Annotated in this window: 14 protein-coding genes, 1 tRNA gene and 2 pseudogenes; 3 read left to right on the plus strand and 14 right to left on the minus strand. The window is 69.8% G+C overall.

What is annotated here, in order from left to right; translation table 11 throughout:
• The first annotated feature begins 123 nt into the window (after positions 1-123).
• Positions 124-492 (plus strand): DUF4193 family protein, encoded by a 369-nt coding sequence (locus VFI59_05830; protein ID HET6713214.1) that lies wholly within the window; start codon positions 124-126, stop codon positions 490-492.
• Positions 474-2759, plus strand: a complete 2286-nt coding sequence (lnt, locus tag VFI59_05835) for an apolipoprotein N-acyltransferase (protein HET6713215.1) — start codon at positions 474-476, stop codon at positions 2757-2759. The genes VFI59_05830 and lnt overlap by 19 nt, the downstream gene beginning before the upstream one ends.
• Positions 2760-2893: 134 nt before the next feature.
• Here the strand turns inward: lnt and gcvPB are convergent, their stop codons facing one another.
• The 4 genes and pseudogenes from gcvPB to VFI59_05855 all read right to left on the minus strand — a co-directional run bounded on the left by gcvPB (position 2894) and on the right by VFI59_05855 (position 6573).
• The gene (gene gcvPB / locus VFI59_05840; GenBank protein ID HET6713216.1) at positions 2894-4390 is read right to left on the minus strand and encodes an aminomethyl-transferring glycine dehydrogenase subunit GcvPB; all 1497 of its coding nucleotides are present in this window, start codon (positions 4388-4390) and stop codon (positions 2894-2896) included.
• Positions 4387-5694 (minus strand): aminomethyl-transferring glycine dehydrogenase subunit GcvPA, encoded by a 1308-nt coding sequence (gene gcvPA / locus VFI59_05845; GenBank protein HET6713217.1) that lies wholly within the window; start codon positions 5692-5694, stop codon positions 4387-4389. The genes gcvPB and gcvPA overlap by 4 nt, the downstream gene beginning before the upstream one ends.
• A gap of 28 nt (positions 5695-5722) precedes the next feature.
• Positions 5723-6130, minus strand: coding sequence for a hypothetical protein (locus tag VFI59_05850; GenBank protein ID HET6713218.1), 408 nt, complete (start codon positions 6128-6130; stop codon positions 5723-5725).
• 44 nt (positions 6131-6174) lie between these two features.
• Positions 6175-6573, minus strand: a pseudogene (locus VFI59_05855) (MerR family transcriptional regulator).
• A 165-nt stretch (positions 6574-6738) separates the two neighbouring features.
• On the opposite strand from VFI59_05855, the gene VFI59_05860 reads away from it, so the two are divergent.
• Positions 6739-7182, plus strand: a complete 444-nt coding sequence (locus VFI59_05860; protein HET6713219.1) for a CAP domain-containing protein — start codon at positions 6739-6741, stop codon at positions 7180-7182.
• 26 nt (positions 7183-7208) lie between these two features.
• On the opposite strand, the gene VFI59_05865 is transcribed toward VFI59_05860, so the two are convergent.
• The 10 genes and pseudogenes from VFI59_05865 to der form a co-directional block, all read right to left on the minus strand.
• Positions 7209-7682 carry a bifunctional nuclease family protein gene (locus VFI59_05865; protein ID HET6713220.1) on the minus strand — a complete coding sequence of 158 codons (474 nt, stop codon included), beginning with the start codon at positions 7680-7682 and terminating at the stop codon, positions 7209-7211.
• Positions 7683-7771: 89 nt separating this feature from the next.
• Complete coding sequence (gene hpt, locus VFI59_05870) at positions 7772-8347, minus strand: hypoxanthine phosphoribosyltransferase (GenBank protein ID HET6713221.1); 576 nt, start codon at positions 8345-8347, stop codon at positions 7772-7774.
• 50 nt (positions 8348-8397) lie between these two features.
• Positions 8398-9687, minus strand: coding sequence for a D-alanyl-D-alanine carboxypeptidase family protein (locus tag VFI59_05875; GenBank protein ID HET6713222.1), 1290 nt, complete (start codon positions 9685-9687; stop codon positions 8398-8400).
• The gene (locus tag VFI59_05880) at positions 9684-10427 is read right to left on the minus strand and encodes a MerR family transcriptional regulator (protein HET6713223.1); all 744 of its coding nucleotides are present in this window, start codon (positions 10425-10427) and stop codon (positions 9684-9686) included. Before VFI59_05880 ends, VFI59_05875 begins: the two co-directional genes overlap by 4 nt.
• Complete coding sequence (locus tag VFI59_05885; GenBank protein HET6713224.1) at positions 10427-10708, minus strand: FHA domain-containing protein; 282 nt, start codon at positions 10706-10708, stop codon at positions 10427-10429. The genes VFI59_05880 and VFI59_05885 overlap by 1 nt, the downstream gene beginning before the upstream one ends.
• Before the next feature lie 118 nt (positions 10709-10826).
• Positions 10827-10888: pseudogene (locus tag VFI59_05890) on the minus strand (zinc-ribbon domain-containing protein).
• Between the two features lie 209 nt (positions 10889-11097).
• Positions 11098-11487 (minus strand): glycine cleavage system protein GcvH, encoded by a 390-nt coding sequence (gcvH, locus tag VFI59_05895; protein ID HET6713225.1) that lies wholly within the window; start codon positions 11485-11487, stop codon positions 11098-11100.
• A gap of 91 nt (positions 11488-11578) precedes the next feature.
• Positions 11579-12121: a CDP-alcohol phosphatidyltransferase family protein gene (locus tag VFI59_05900; GenBank protein HET6713226.1), complete on the minus strand. Its 543-nt coding sequence runs from the start codon at positions 12119-12121 to the stop codon at positions 11579-11581.
• Between the two features lie 42 nt (positions 12122-12163).
• A tRNA-Pro gene (locus VFI59_05905) sits at positions 12164-12237 on the minus strand.
• Positions 12238-12318: 81 nt separating this feature from the next.
• Entirely contained in the window at positions 12319-13623 is a 1305-nt protein-coding gene (gene der / locus VFI59_05910; GenBank protein ID HET6713227.1) for a ribosome biogenesis GTPase Der, read from the minus strand.
• Between the last annotated feature and the right edge of the window lie 18 nt (positions 13624-13641).

Consider the following 13641-nt stretch of genomic DNA (forward strand, 5'->3'; position numbering starts at 1 on the left):
GTGCGTTCCCATGACGTTCGTGCGACGGCCGGGAACCGATGCCTGCCGCGTGGTTGCACGAGCGAGCAGTGGCAGTAGGATACGCGCGCATCGGGGGGAGGACCGAACCCTCGGAGGGATGAGATGAGCGACACGATGAGCGACATCGACGAACCGATCGACGAGGAAGCGGAGGAGATAGACGAGGAAGCCGAGCCCAGTGAGGCCGAGCTCGCCGACGCCACCGTGCCCCCGGACCCGGCGACCGGCGGGGACGTCGAGTCGATCCAGGAGCTGCTGGTCAAGCAGGAGGCCGCCGACGAGGCCGATGCCGACGAGGAAGAGGAGGCGGTGGTCGCCCTCACGAAGGAGGAGCGACTGGCAGCCGACCCGCCGGAGTCCAGGGTCGTCCCGATGCAGGAGACCGAGTTCGTCTGCAAGCGATGCTTCCTAGTGAAACACCGGAGCCAGCTGGCCGACAAGAAGCGGACGCTGTGCCGCGACTGCGCCTGACGGCGCGGCCCGCCCTCCCGCTCGCCCTCCTGATCGCAGCCGCCTCCGGCGCCCTGCTGTCCATGGCGTTCCCACCGGTGGGCGCGTGGCCGGTCGCGTTCGTCGCCCTCGCGCCGCTGCTCTGGCTGCTCGCCGGCCACGGTCCCCGTCGAGGGTTCGTGCTCGGACTCGCGTACGGTCTCGCGTTCCACGGCGCGACGCTCTACTGGATCCTGCGCTTCGGCGAGATGGCATGGGTCGCGCTGACCCTCGTCTCCGCCCTCTGGGTGGCGCTGTTCGGCGCCCTCGTCCCGGCTCTGCGCCGGCCGGGGCGGCCGTTGATCACCCTACTCGGCATCGCCTCGACATGGACCGTGCTCGAGTGGTGCAAGGGCATGTGGCCGCTCGGTGGATTCACGTGGGGCACGATCGGGGTCTCGCAGGTCGACAACCTCGCGACCGTGCGACTCGGCACGGTCGCCGGCGTCTGGGGGGTGACGTTCGCCGTCGTGACGGTCAACGCGGCGCTGGCGCAGCTCGTCGGCGGGGGAGGGGACCGACGCGGACGCGCCGTAATCGCGGCCGTCGCGGCCGTGCTGGCGCTCGCGCCGCTCGCCCTGCCGTTCGCGGCTGCCGATGGGCAGGCCATCGATGTCGCCGCGATCCAGATCGACGTGCGAGAGGCCCGTGACGGCACGACCACCGACGAGGATCGCCGCGTCGCGGAGATGAATATCGCTCAGCACGAACGCCTGGCGGGGGAGCCGCCTCCCGATCTGGTCGTCTGGGGTGAGGGCGCCCTCGACCCGGCGGCGGCCGCCGACCCGGAGCTGCGGTCGACCGTCTCGCAGAGCGTCGCCGAGGTCGGTGTGCCCACGGTCATCGGCGCCGTGGTCGACGACCCCGACGGCAGTCAGCACACGTCCGTCCTGCAGCTCGACGCGGAGGGTGTGGAGATCGACCGATACGACAAGACGCGGCTCGTGCCGTTCGGGGAGTTCGTGCCGTTCCGTTCGCGGCTGGAGTGGATCGAGGCGATCGACCAGGTCCCGGTGGACCGGGTGCCGGGGGAGGGGACCCACCTCTTCGAGGCTCCCGGCCTGCCGCGCTTCAGCACGCCAATCTGTTACGAGAACTCCTTCCCGGCCATCACCCGGGGGATCGTGGATGCCGGGGCAGGCTTCGTCATCGTGCCGGTGAACAACGCGTCGTACGGCTTCACGGCGGCGAGCGCCCAGCACCTACAGATGTCGCAGATGCGCGCGATCGAGACCGGTCGCTGGTACGTGAACGCGGCGATCTCGGGCATCAGCGCCTTCGTCGACCCCTCGGGACGCATCGTCGATTCCGCGGGGTTGTTCGAGCCCGCTATCCTTCGGCACACCATCCGGTCCTCCGATCAACGCACGTGGTTCGTCCGGCTGGGGGACTGGCTCCCCTGGCTCGCCCTCGCGTTCCTGGTCGTCGCGCTCGTCGTGCCCCGACGCCGCTCGGGCGCGAGGCCCGCCCCAGAACCGCTCACGCCCCAGGAGCGCCGCACCCTCGTGATCTTGCCGACCTTCGAGGAGCGCGCCACGATCGAGCAGGTGCTGCGTGGGGTCCGCAAGGCGCCGCACGACGTCGACGTGGTGGTGATCGACGACTCCTCGAGTGACGGCACGGCCGCGGTGGTCCGTGACGTGATGTCGACCGAGCCCCACATCCGGCTGGTCCAGCGGCCTCGGCGCTCCGGGCTCGCGAGTGCGTACCAGCACGGCTTCGGGCTCGCGCTCGAGGAAGGGTACGACCTCGTGGTGGAGATGGATTCAGACCTCTCCCACGACCCGGTCGAGCTCCCACGGCTGCTCGACGCCGTGGCCGAGGGCTCGGATCTCGTCGTCGGGAGCCGGTACGTGCCCGGCGGTTCGGTCACGAACTGGAGCCGAGCCAGGGTCGCGCTGTCGCGTGCGGGGAACACATATGCGCGGCTCATGCTGGGCATCCCGCTGCACGACGCCACGAGCGGGTTCCGCGTCTACCGCAGGACCCTGCTCGAGGAGCTCGTCGCCGAGCCGATCGCCTCGGAGGGCTACGGGTTCCAGATCGAGCTCGTCCTGCGGTCCTGGGAGCTCGGTGCGACGCTGGCCGAGGTGCCGATCACGTTCCGCGAACGCGAGCACGGCCACTCGAAGCTCTCCAAGCGCATCGTCGTGGAGGCGTTGTGGCTCGTGACCCGCTGGGGGCTCGCCGTCCGTTTCCGCCGCCCGCCGACCGAGACGGCCCCCACTCGGCACGCAGTTTCCCGATAACGTGCATTATGTCACTTAGCTCGGATGAGCCCCAGACGGGTCATCTCCGCTCGTTCCCCCGTTTGAAGTAGCTCGTGGCGCGAGCGAGCAGCTGCTGGGTCCGGACCGGAGCGTGGTCGAGGCCGGGTACCCCGTCAGTCCGGCGGCTCCGCCAGCCCCCACCGCAGCCGGAGGTGCCGGGCGGCCCTCGCCTCGTCGAGACGGCGGACCGGGGTACTGACGGGCGCCTCGTGCAGCAGGTCCGGATCGGTTCGTGCCTCCTCGGCCGCCTGCAGGAACGCGTCGGCCATGCCGTCGAGCGTCTGTTGGGACTCCGTCTCGGTAGGCTCGATCATCATCGCCTCGTCGACGACGAGCGGGAAGTACACCGTGGGCGGGTGATACCCGAGGTCGATGAGTCGCTTGGCCACGTCCATGGCCCGGACGCCGGTCTCCTTCTTCAGCGGCTCCGCCGTCGAAACGAACTCGTGCATCGGCGGGACCTGGGGATAGGCCAGCGGGAACGCGACGGCCAGCCTCGCCGCGAGGTAGTTGGCGTTGAGCGCGGCGAGCTCGCTCACCTCGGTGAGCCCGTCGCCGCCGTGCGCGAAGACGTAGGCGTACGCGCGGACCAGCACCCCGATGTTCCCGTTGAAGCCGTGCAGCCGCCCGATCGACCTCGGTCGGTCGCGGTCCCAGCGGAACGTGCCGTCGTCGTCGCGAGCCACGATCGGGGCCGGCAGGTAATCGACGAGGTGCGACGCGACGCCGACGGGCCCGGCGCCCGGCCCTCCCCCGCCATGCGGGGTGGCGAACGTCTTGTGCGTGTTGATGTGCACGATGTCGAAGCCCATGTCGCCCGGGCGCGTCTTACCCATGATCGCGTTGAGGTTCGCGCCGTCGTAGTAGACGAGCGCCCCCACCGAGTGCAGCAGCGCGGTGATCTCTTCGATCCGTTCCTCGAACAGGCCGAGGGTGTTCGGGTTCGTGAGCATCAGGCCTGCGACCTCGTCGTCCACGAGCCCGCGCAGAGCCTCCACGTCGACGAGCCCGCGCTCGTCGGACGGCACGTTGACGGACTCGAACCCCGCGAGACGGACGCTGGCGGGATTTGTGCCGTGCGCAGCGTCGGGGATCAGCACCTTCGGGCGCTGCCGGCCGTGGTCCGAGTGGAATGCCCGCATGATCAACAGGCCGGTCATCTCCCCACACGCGCCTGCCGGCGGTTGCAGCGTCGCCCGGGACATGCCCGTGATCTCGCAGAGGGCCTCCTCGAGGCGCCAGAGCATCTCGAGGGTGCCCTGCACCGTGGCGTCGGGCTGCAGGGGGTGGACCCGCTGGAACCCCGGGAAGCCCGCGACGGTCTCCGCGACCTTGGGGTTGTATTTCATCGTGCACGAGCCGAGCGGATACGGGCCGGTGTCGACGCCGTAGTTCAGCTGCGACAGCATCGTGTAGTGACGCACGATGTCGACCTCCGCCACCCGTGGGAGCTCGGGAGCCTGCACGCGCCGATGCGGCTCGGGCACCGTGACCTCCGGTACGTCCAGTGGCGCGAAGGCCGATGCGCGCCGCCCTGGCGAGGATCGGTCGGCGATCGTGCCCGTCGATGCCGGCGGGCCCTGGGTCCGGATCGGCGCCCCCCCGTTCACGACGCGAGCACCTCCTCCATCGCGCCGACGAACGCGTCGATCTCCGGGCGCGATCGCCGCTCCGTGACAGCCACGACCAACACGTCGTCGCCGGCCTGCGGCATCGCCACGCCGGCGAGGAACCCGCGCTCGACCATGGCATCGATCACCGCCGTCGCCGCGCGAGGGAGCCGCACGGCGAACTCCTTGAAGGTCGGCTCCCCCGGGAACGCGCGTCTCACCCCCGGCAGGGCAGTCAACGCGTCGGCCGTGTAGGCCGCCTTCGACACGCATTGCCGTCCGACCTCCGCGAGGCCGTCCGGGCCCAGCCACGCCAGGTAGATGGCCGAGGCGAGCGCCATCAGCGTCTGGTTCGTGCAGATGTTCGAGTTGGCCTTGTCGCGGCGGATGTGCTGCTCGCGCGCCTGGAGGGTCAGCACGTACCCGGTGCGGCCCTCGACGTCGACGGTCTCGCCGACGATGCGGCCCGGGAGCTTGCGCACGTCGGCCAGACGACCGGCGATGATGCCGAGGTATGGGCCGCCGTAGTTCAGGTGGTTGCCGAGCACCTGTCCCTCACCCACGGCGATGTCGGCGCCGAGCTCGCCGGGAGAGGCGAGCACGCCGAGCGAGAGCGGGTCGAAGATCTGGATCGCCGCGGCGCCTCCAGCGTGCGCCGTCTCGAACCGCTCCCCTGTCGGCTCGAGTACGCCGTAGACGTTGGGGTGTTGCACGACCACCGCGGCGACGTCGTCACCCACCGACGGGTCACCCGAGAACGTCTCGGGCTCGTACCCCGCTCCCCTGCCGGCGGTGCGGAGCGCCTCGACCGCCCGTGGGTCGACGCCGTCCGACACCAGCACTCGGTCGCGGCCACGGCCGACCGTCATGTGCACGGCCTCCACGAGCGCCGTCGCACCGTCGTACAGCGATGCGTTCGAGACCTCGAGCCCGGTCAGCTCGCAGATCATCGACTGGTACTCGAACAGCACCTGCAGCACGCCCTGCGAGAGCTCCGGCTGGTAGGGGGTGTAGGAGGTGTAGAACTCGCTCCTTCCTGCGAGCGCCCAGACGACCGAGGGCACGTAGTGATCGTAGGCGCCGCCACCCGCGAAACACACGAGGTCGTCGGCGCTGCGGTTGCGGCCCGAGAGCGCACGGAGGTCGGCGGCGAGCTCCATCTCGCTCACACCGGCGGGGATCGCGAGGGGACGGTCGAGCCGCACCGAGGCGGGGATCTGCTCGAAGAGCTCATCGATCGAGGAACGACCGACGAGCTCGAGCATCTCGTGGATCTCGTCCTCGGTGTGCGGGCTGTACCTCACGAACGGTCAGTGTACGGAGCCGCAGAGCCTACGACCCGAAGCGTGAGACGTCCCGGGCGGGGCTGGAGCGAGCGTCGCGCAGGCCGTACTTCGTCACGAGCGAGAGGTAGTCGCGCTGGTAGAAGATCTTGCAGGTGATCTCCGGATACCGCTCGCGGAGGCGCCGCACCTTGCGGTTCTTCTTCGTGACGAGCTTCTGGTTCAACGTCGTGATCTCGATGTACAGGTCGAACTCAGGAAGGTAGAAGTCGGGCGTGAACCGCTGGAGCACGCGGCCGTCTTTGTCGAAGTCGATGTCGAACGAGGTCGGCTCGTAGTCCCACTCGATGCCGTAGAAGTCGAGCAGCTGCGCGAACTGGCGCTCGGAGGCGTGCGCGAAGCGGATCGTGTCGCTCTTGAGAGGCGGAACGTCGAGGCTCTCGGGCTGCGCGCTCACGACCCTCCGGCCGCGGCCCGGCGGGAGCGCTTCTTGGACGACGAGGCCACGGAATCCTCGAGATCGCTGTAGACGGCGTCGAGGGAGATCGCGAACACGCCTTGTCCGTTGCGGAGCAGGTCGACGACCGCCTCGGGCGAGTGCGCCTCGTACACCCCCGCTCCATCGGACATCAGGGTCACCCCGTGAGGCGGGCGGTCCATCGTTCGCAGGTGCTCCACGGCCTTGCGGACCCGCTGCAGCGACACGCCGGTGTCGAGCAGCTTCTTGATCACCTTCAACGTCGCCAGGTCCTGGAACGAGTAGAGCCGTTGGGTACCGGACCCGTGGGCATCCTTCACCGAAGGTGTCACCAGGCCCGTACGTGTCCAGTAGTCGAGCTGGCGGTACGTGATACCCGCGATCCGCTTGGCCTCGGGCGCGCGGAACCCCTGTTCGCTCATCACAACTCCGTAATCACGCCGATGTGTTTCGGCAGCGTATGGCGCGTATCGGGGCCTGTCAACGCCCGACGGGCACCTGGCGTGATCCCTCGGCTCAAGTTCACGACGCGGTCGCCCGATGTCTCCCTAGTCAGGAAGGACCACCGAGTCGCAGGAGTTCGAGCCATGACACGAACCGCACGCCGACTGGCGGCAGCCACCGCCGTCGCGCTGTCGCTCACGCTCGTGCCCGTCGCCGCGCACGCGCGCACGCCGAACTACTCCTGGCAGATGTACCGGGAGACGAACGCCACTCGCATCCAGCACTCGGTCGGCCGGCTCGCCCGAGCCCACCGCCTCACCGACGAGGCCACCCGCCACGCCCGGGCGATGGCCCGCCGCGGGGAGCTGTTCCACTCGTCCGGCCCGAGCCGCTACGGGGTGCGGTGCTGGACCTGGGGTGAGAACGTGGGCTGGACGAGCGGCGACGTCGACGACCTGCAGCGGGCCTTCATGAACAGCCCCGCGCACCGCAGCCACGTACTCGACCGGGACTTCGAGCGGGTCGCCGTGGGCGCCGCCACCGACGATCGCGGACGGCTCTACGTCACGGTCTTCTTCTGCACGTGAGCTGCGACGTGACGCGCTGAGGCTCGTCAGCCCGCGAAGTCCTCGGGCGTGACCGTGTCGAGGAACTCGCGGAACTTCTCGACCTCCTCGTCCTCGTCGTCGGGGATCAGTATCGACGCCTCCTCGAGCACGTCCTCGTGCACGAAGATCGGCACCGACATCCGCACGGCGAGCGCGATCGCGTCGGACGGACGGGACGAGACCTCGTAGTCCTCGCCCTGGCGGTTCATCGCGATCGTGGCGTAGAACGTCGACTCCCGCAGCTCGGTCACCTCGATGCGACGAACGTCGACCGACAGGTCGTCGAGGATCGTCCGCATCAGATCGTGCGTCATCGGGCGGGGGGTGACGACCCCTTGCAGGGACAGCGCGATCGCGGCGGCTTCCGCTGCCCCGATCCAGATCGGCAGGTATCGTTCCCCCCCGCGCTCACGCAGCAGGACGATCGGCTGGTTCGTCGGGAGCTCGACGCGCACCCCGGTGAGTTCCATCTCGATCATCGCCTTCCGAGCGTAACCGCGGGTCCGAGCACGGGCAACCGGCCACACGGCGTCACGCCCGCGGCCGGCCGGCTTCCCGGCGGCTCCGCTCAGGCAGCGGCGAACCTCGGCGTGAGGGCGGCCGGATCGTGCTTCAGCGCTTCGAGGTCGTCGACCTGCAGGATGTCGGGGAGGTTACGGTAGCGTTCCCGGAAATCGAGCCCGTAGCCGACCACGAACCGGTCCGGGCATTCGAACCCCACGTACCGAGGGACGATCGGCACGATGCGTCGGACCGACTTGTCCAGCAGGGCGCAGACCTCGAGCGACGCCGGCTCCCGCGCGCGCAGCACCCCGAGGAGGTAGCGGAGCGTGAGGCCGGTGTCGACGATGTCCTCCACCAGGATCACGTCGCGACCGGCGAGGTCGACGTCGACGTCGAGCAGGATCTGCACCCGGCCGAGGGACTCCTCGGCGTCGCCGTACCGGCTGATCGCCATGAAGTGCGGCTCGAGCGACAGCGACGTCGCACGCATCAGATCCGCGAGGAACATCGCTCCGCCTTTGAGCACGGTGATCAACACGGGCTCACGCCCCACGTAGTCCCCGGCGATCGTGCGGCCGAGCTCCTGCACCCGGCGGCGGATGTCCTCGCGCCCGAACAGGACGCTCGCGACCTCCGTCATGACGGGCGGAGACTAGCAGGCCCCACGACGCGGCCGCCGACGGTGCCCGGTCAGCCCGATCCGACCAGGCCCTCGATCGCGTCGCCCAACGCCCGTCCGACCGCGTCGGCCGACCGGACCCACCACGGGTCGTCGCCCGCGGCCGGCGGTGGCGGCACCGCGGAGACGAGGAGCGGACTGGAGCCCAGGCTGACGCCCGGGATCGTGACCTTGAACGTGCCGACCCGCTCCCCCGCCTCCGGCGGGAAGACCGCGCGTGGGGAGACCACGACCCGTTCCTGCACGCGGTCGAGCCGCGCCGTGGGCACGAGTGCCGTGACGGCCCGCTCTGCCTCGACCGGCACCGTGCCCCCCCGGATCGCGACCGTGCCGATCGCCTCACCGGCGCGCACGAACGTCTCCTCGCCGTACCCCTCGAAGCCGTGATCCAGCAGGGTCGCCGCCTCGGAGAAAGGCTCGTCGCGGTCGCCGAGCACGATCGCGACCAGCCGGCGTCCCTCGCGCTCGGCGGTGGCGATCAGGCAGTACCCGGCCCCGGTGGTGAAGCCCGTCTTCACGCCGATCGCCCCCTCGTACAGCCACAGCATCGCGTTGCGGTTCTGCACCCGACGTGGCGGACCCTGCGGCGCCGGGATCGTCCGGAACTTCGATGCCACGATCCGCGCGAACCCGTCCTGGGCGTAGGCCGCACGTGTGAGCACGAGCAGGTCGCGGGCGGTCGAACGACCGCGGTCGTCGAGGCCGTTGGGCGAGAAGAAGACCGTGTCGCGCATACCGAGCGCCCGGGCTCGCTCGTTCATCAGCTCGACGAAGCGCTGCTCGGAGCCGCTGATGTCGATCGCGAGCGCGAGCGCGGCGTCGTTCGCCGATTGCAACATCAGCGCGTCGAGGAGCTCACGGACCGTTCGTCGCTCCCCGGGGCGCAGCCCGAGCGTCGACGACGCCCCGTAGTCGTCGCCGTCGAAGACGGCCGCCGGCGAGACCGCGACCACGTCGTCGAGCTCGCGGCGCTGCAGCACGATCAGCGCGGTCATCATCTTCGTGAGGCTCGCGATCGGGCGTCGCACCTCGGGGGCCTTCGCGAACATCACCTGTCCGTCGTCGAGATCGGCGAGGATCACCGCGGCCGCGTCGAGCCTCGGCACCGCGACCGCGTCGGACGGTGTCGCCAGGGACTGCGGGAACGGTGAGGGCGACCCCCTCGGCGGCACGGGCGTCGGCGGGGGCCCCGACCGCTCCGCCGAGGCCGTGCCGAGCAGCACGAGCTGCGCGGCGAGGCCGACGACGACCGATAGCGCGACCGCGGCTCGGGCGGCCGCTCGGCGACGAGCGCGACTCACGCGCCGCGGAGGTCCTCGCGCATGTTCGTGCGCAGCAGGGCCTGCTTGAACTTGCGCGAGGTCACCGACAGGTCCACCAGCGTCTCGGCCGCGAGGCGCCGGGCGTCGGGGTTCTTCTGCCGCAGCCGCGGCGCCACGAGGTCCTCGAAGAACTTCGCCTCGCGGTCGGCGAAGTGCTTGTACATCGTCAGGTGGCGCGGCTCGATGCCGAACCGGAAGAAATCCTTCACGATCGACAGCACGATGTAGTCGTCTCCGTCGTAGTACCGGGCGCCGTCGGGGCCGTGGGAACACACGATGCCGAACGACTCGAGCTCCTTGATGCGCTCGCGTTCCACGCCGGTCGCCGCCGACATCTCCTCGATCGACATCTGCAGGCCCGTCGGCGCCTCGGCCAGGCCCTCGTCGGCCGCCTCGGCCTCGGCCTCGCCCTCCGCCCCGCCTTCCGTGCCGCCCTCGCCTTCCTCGGCCTCGCCCTCGACGTCCTGCTTCAGCAGCCGTTCCTTGATCACCTTCAACGGCAGGTACTCGTCGCGCTGCATGCGCAGGATCGACTTCAGCCGCTCGACGTCGTCGACGTAGAACTTGCGGTAGCCACTCGGAGTGCGCTCGGGCTCGATCAGGCCCTCGGCCTCGAGGAAGCGGATCTTCGAGATCGTGATGTCGGGGAACTCGGTCTTCACGGCCACGAGGACCTCACCGATCGACTGGTAGTTGCGGGTTCCCGCCATCTGCGTCATCACTCCCCTGCCGAGAAGAACACGAGCTTGAACCGACCGACCTGCACCTCGTCGCCCGAGGCGAGCTTCGTCTCGTCGACCTGCTCCCCGTTCACGTACGTGCCGTTCAGGCTGCCCACGTCGCGCACGAACCACTCCGGCCCCGGCCGCCGTTCGAACACCGCATGAGTGCGCGAGACGGTGACGTCATCGAGGAACACCGACGCGTCGGTCGCGCGCCCGACGGTGGTGAGGTCGGCTTCCATCAGGAACGTCGACCCGGCGTTCGGACCACGCTTCACGAGAACGAGAGCCTGCCCGGGATGCAGTTCATCGTGAGGGAAGGGAAAGTCATCGTGCGCCTCATCGTCTGGCTCGACCGGCGTCAGCGAGACGGTGGGGTCCTCGTGCAGTGGAGCGCCACACTCCGCGCAGAAGCGCGCGTCGTCACGGTTGGGATGTCCACATCGGGTGCAGTACAAGGTCAGGTCCCCGTGAGGTTCGGTCTCCCGCCGAGGATGGGGTCGAACGTTCGACCCTCTCGGCGCACTGGAGACCGACGTTACCGCAGGGTGAGGGCACCTTCAACCGGAGTGATCATCAACCCTCGACCCGCGAGCGGCGTCAGGCTCGACCACGGGTCGACCGGGTCAAGTCTCGATGGAAGGGCGCACCGAGGAGCGAACGGGCGTCAGGACCCATCGCCCTCGGCGAGGGCACGGTAGGCATCCGCGTCCAGCAGCCGATCGAGCATTGCGGGGTCGTCGGGCGCAACCATCACGAGCCAGCCGTCTCCGTACGGCTGCTCGTTCACGAGCTCCGGTCGGTCGTCGATCAGCGGGTTGCGTTCCACGATCGTGCCGGCCAGCGGCGCGAACACGTCGGAAACGGACTTCGTGGATTCGACCTCCCCGAATGGCTGGTCGGCCTCGATCCGGGCCCCGACCTCGGGCAGGTCGACGTAGACGACGTCGCCCAGCGCGTCCTGGGCGAAGTCGGTGATGCCAACCCGCACACGCTCGCCTTCGATCCGAGCCCACTCGTGTTCCTTCGTGTAGCGAAGCTCTCCCGGGAACTCCACGGCCACCCTCCTCGTCGTCGACGGATCGCCGGCCTCCATCGCCGGCGACCGGAACGATAGTGCCCCCGGACGAGAGCCGCGCGAGGTCGCGTCACGCCGTCTGCAGCGCTCGTCGCAGATCGACCGCGTACACGCCCGCGGCGATGTAGTACTCGACGATGCCCAATACGTAGACAGGCCACCCGACGGCCAGGGCGGCGGCGGCCGGCCACAGATCGAGCGATCCCCACGACACGGCGGGGATCGCGATCATCAGCGCGAACGTGGCCACCTTGCCGATCCATCGCACGTCGATGCGTCGTCCCTTGGCGGCGAGCACCGCCCCCGCGATCAGGACCGCCACGTCGCGGGCGAGGATCAGGACGGCCGCCCAGAGGGGGAACGCCCCGCGCACGACGAGAGCGATCAGCCCGGCCGCGATCGCCGCGCGATCGGCCACCGGGTCGAGCACCTTGCCGAGCTCCGACACCTGGCCTGTGCGCCGGGCGATCGTGCCGTCGACCCAGTCGGTCGCCACCACGACGCCGAACAACACGATCCCCGATGCCGTCGTGTCCGGGTCCACGATCAGCGCCCAGAACACGGGGATCATCGCGATGCGGACGACCGAGATCAGGTTCGGGACCGTGAGCACCCGCGACGAGGCGGGCGGGCGATCACCGGGTGCGTCCATCGGTCGGGACGGCGGGACTTGAACCCGCGACCCCCGGTCCCCCAGACCGGTGCGCTACCAGACTGCGCCACGTCCCGTGCGTAGCGATTGTATCGGCTCGCCGCTCCGCGGCTACTAGTCCGTTTCAGACTAGTAACCAAGGCAGGTCCCGTCGCGGCTCAGCGTGACCCGCGGCGGCCGCCCTGCTTCCGCGGGCGGTACTTGACCCGCACGGGCACCCCTTCGAGACGGAACTCGCGCCGTAAGCGGTTCTCGATGTACCGGCGGTACCCGGGATCGGGCTCGTTGGCGCCCCCGAAGACGACGAACGAAGGGGGGCCGGTGCTCACCTGGGTCGCGTAGTGCAGCGTTCCCGTGACCCGTGGGGTCGGCCGCTCCCGCTGGGCTTGCTGGATCACCTCGTTGACCTTGGACGTCGCGACCCTCGACGTCCATCTGGCGTGCAGGTCGAGCAGCACCGAGGGAAGACGGTGCACTCCACGTCCCGTCCTCGCCGAGGTCCGCATCACGGGCGAGGACGCGAACTGCCTGGCCGTGTGGGTGAGGTCGGCGTAAGTATCGTCCTTGTCATCGACCAGATCCCACTTGTTCGCCACGAGCACCAGCGCGCGCCCCGTATCGAGCACGACGTTCGCGATCTTCTTGTCCTCGACCGTGTAGCCCTGCTCCGCGTCGATCACCAGCATCGCGCCGTGGGCTCGCTCGATCGCCTGGGTCGCGCGCACGACGCTGAAGTACTCGACCCCACGAACCCTCGTCGCCCGGCGCATGCCCGCGGTGTCGACGAACCGAACCGGCCCGTCGGGCCACTCGACGAGCGCGTCGACGGCGTCGCGGGTTGTGCCGGCTTCCTCGAAGACCAACGAACGCTCCTCCCCCACCAGTCGATTGAACAGGCTGGACTTGCCCACGTTCGGCCGCCCGACGAGGGCGAACCGCGGCTCCTCGGCTCGTGCCTCCATCTCGCGGGGCGCATCCGGCAGCAGCTGCACGATGCGGTCGAGCAGATCGCCCGCCCCGCGCCCGTGCATGCCCGAGACCGGGAAGGGGTCGCCCAGACCGAGCGCGTGGAAGGCCGTCGCGTCTGGCTCCTCGCGATCGGTGTCGACCTTGTTCGCCACGACGAGCACGGGCACGGTGGCGCGCCGCAACCGCCTGGCGAGCATGGCGTCCTCCTCGGTGATGCCCGCATGGACGTCGACGATGAGCAGGATCAGGTCGGCGGCCGCGATCGCGCGGTCGGCCTGCTCACGCGCGAGCGCCTCGATGCCACCGGCGTCGTGCAGGAAGCCCGCCGTGTCGACGAGCGAGAACCGCCGGCCGCGCCAGGCCGTCTCCAGCGTCACCCGGTCGCGGGTCACCCCAGGGAGGTCGTGCGCGATCGCTTCCCGGTGCCCGAACAGCCGATTGACGAGGGTGGACTTCCCGACGTTCTGTCGGCCGATCACGGCGATGCTGGGCACGGGGCCCGCTGAGGGTCC

The sequence above is a fragment of the Actinomycetota bacterium genome (assembly GCA_035697485.1).
GTDB lineage: Bacteria > Actinomycetota > UBA4738 > UBA4738 > HRBIN12 > JAOUEA01.

Excerpts from the sequence above, each read along its gene's own strand:
- VFI59_05830 (HET6713214.1), top strand. The coding sequence starts at position 124 with ATGAGCGACACGATGAGCGACATCGACGAACCGATCGACGAGGAAGCG.
- VFI59_05860 (HET6713219.1), top strand. The coding sequence starts at position 6,739 with ATGACACGAACCGCACGCCGACTGGCGGCAGCCACCGCCGTCGCGCTG.
- VFI59_05865 (HET6713220.1), bottom strand. The coding sequence starts at position 7,682 with ATGATCGAGATGGAACTCACCGGGGTGCGCGTCGAGCTCCCGACGAAC.
- hpt (HET6713221.1), bottom strand. The coding sequence starts at position 8,347 with ATGACGGAGGTCGCGAGCGTCCTGTTCGGGCGCGAGGACATCCGCCGC.
- VFI59_05880 (HET6713223.1), bottom strand. The coding sequence starts at position 10,427 with ATGACGCAGATGGCGGGAACCCGCAACTACCAGTCGATCGGTGAGGTC.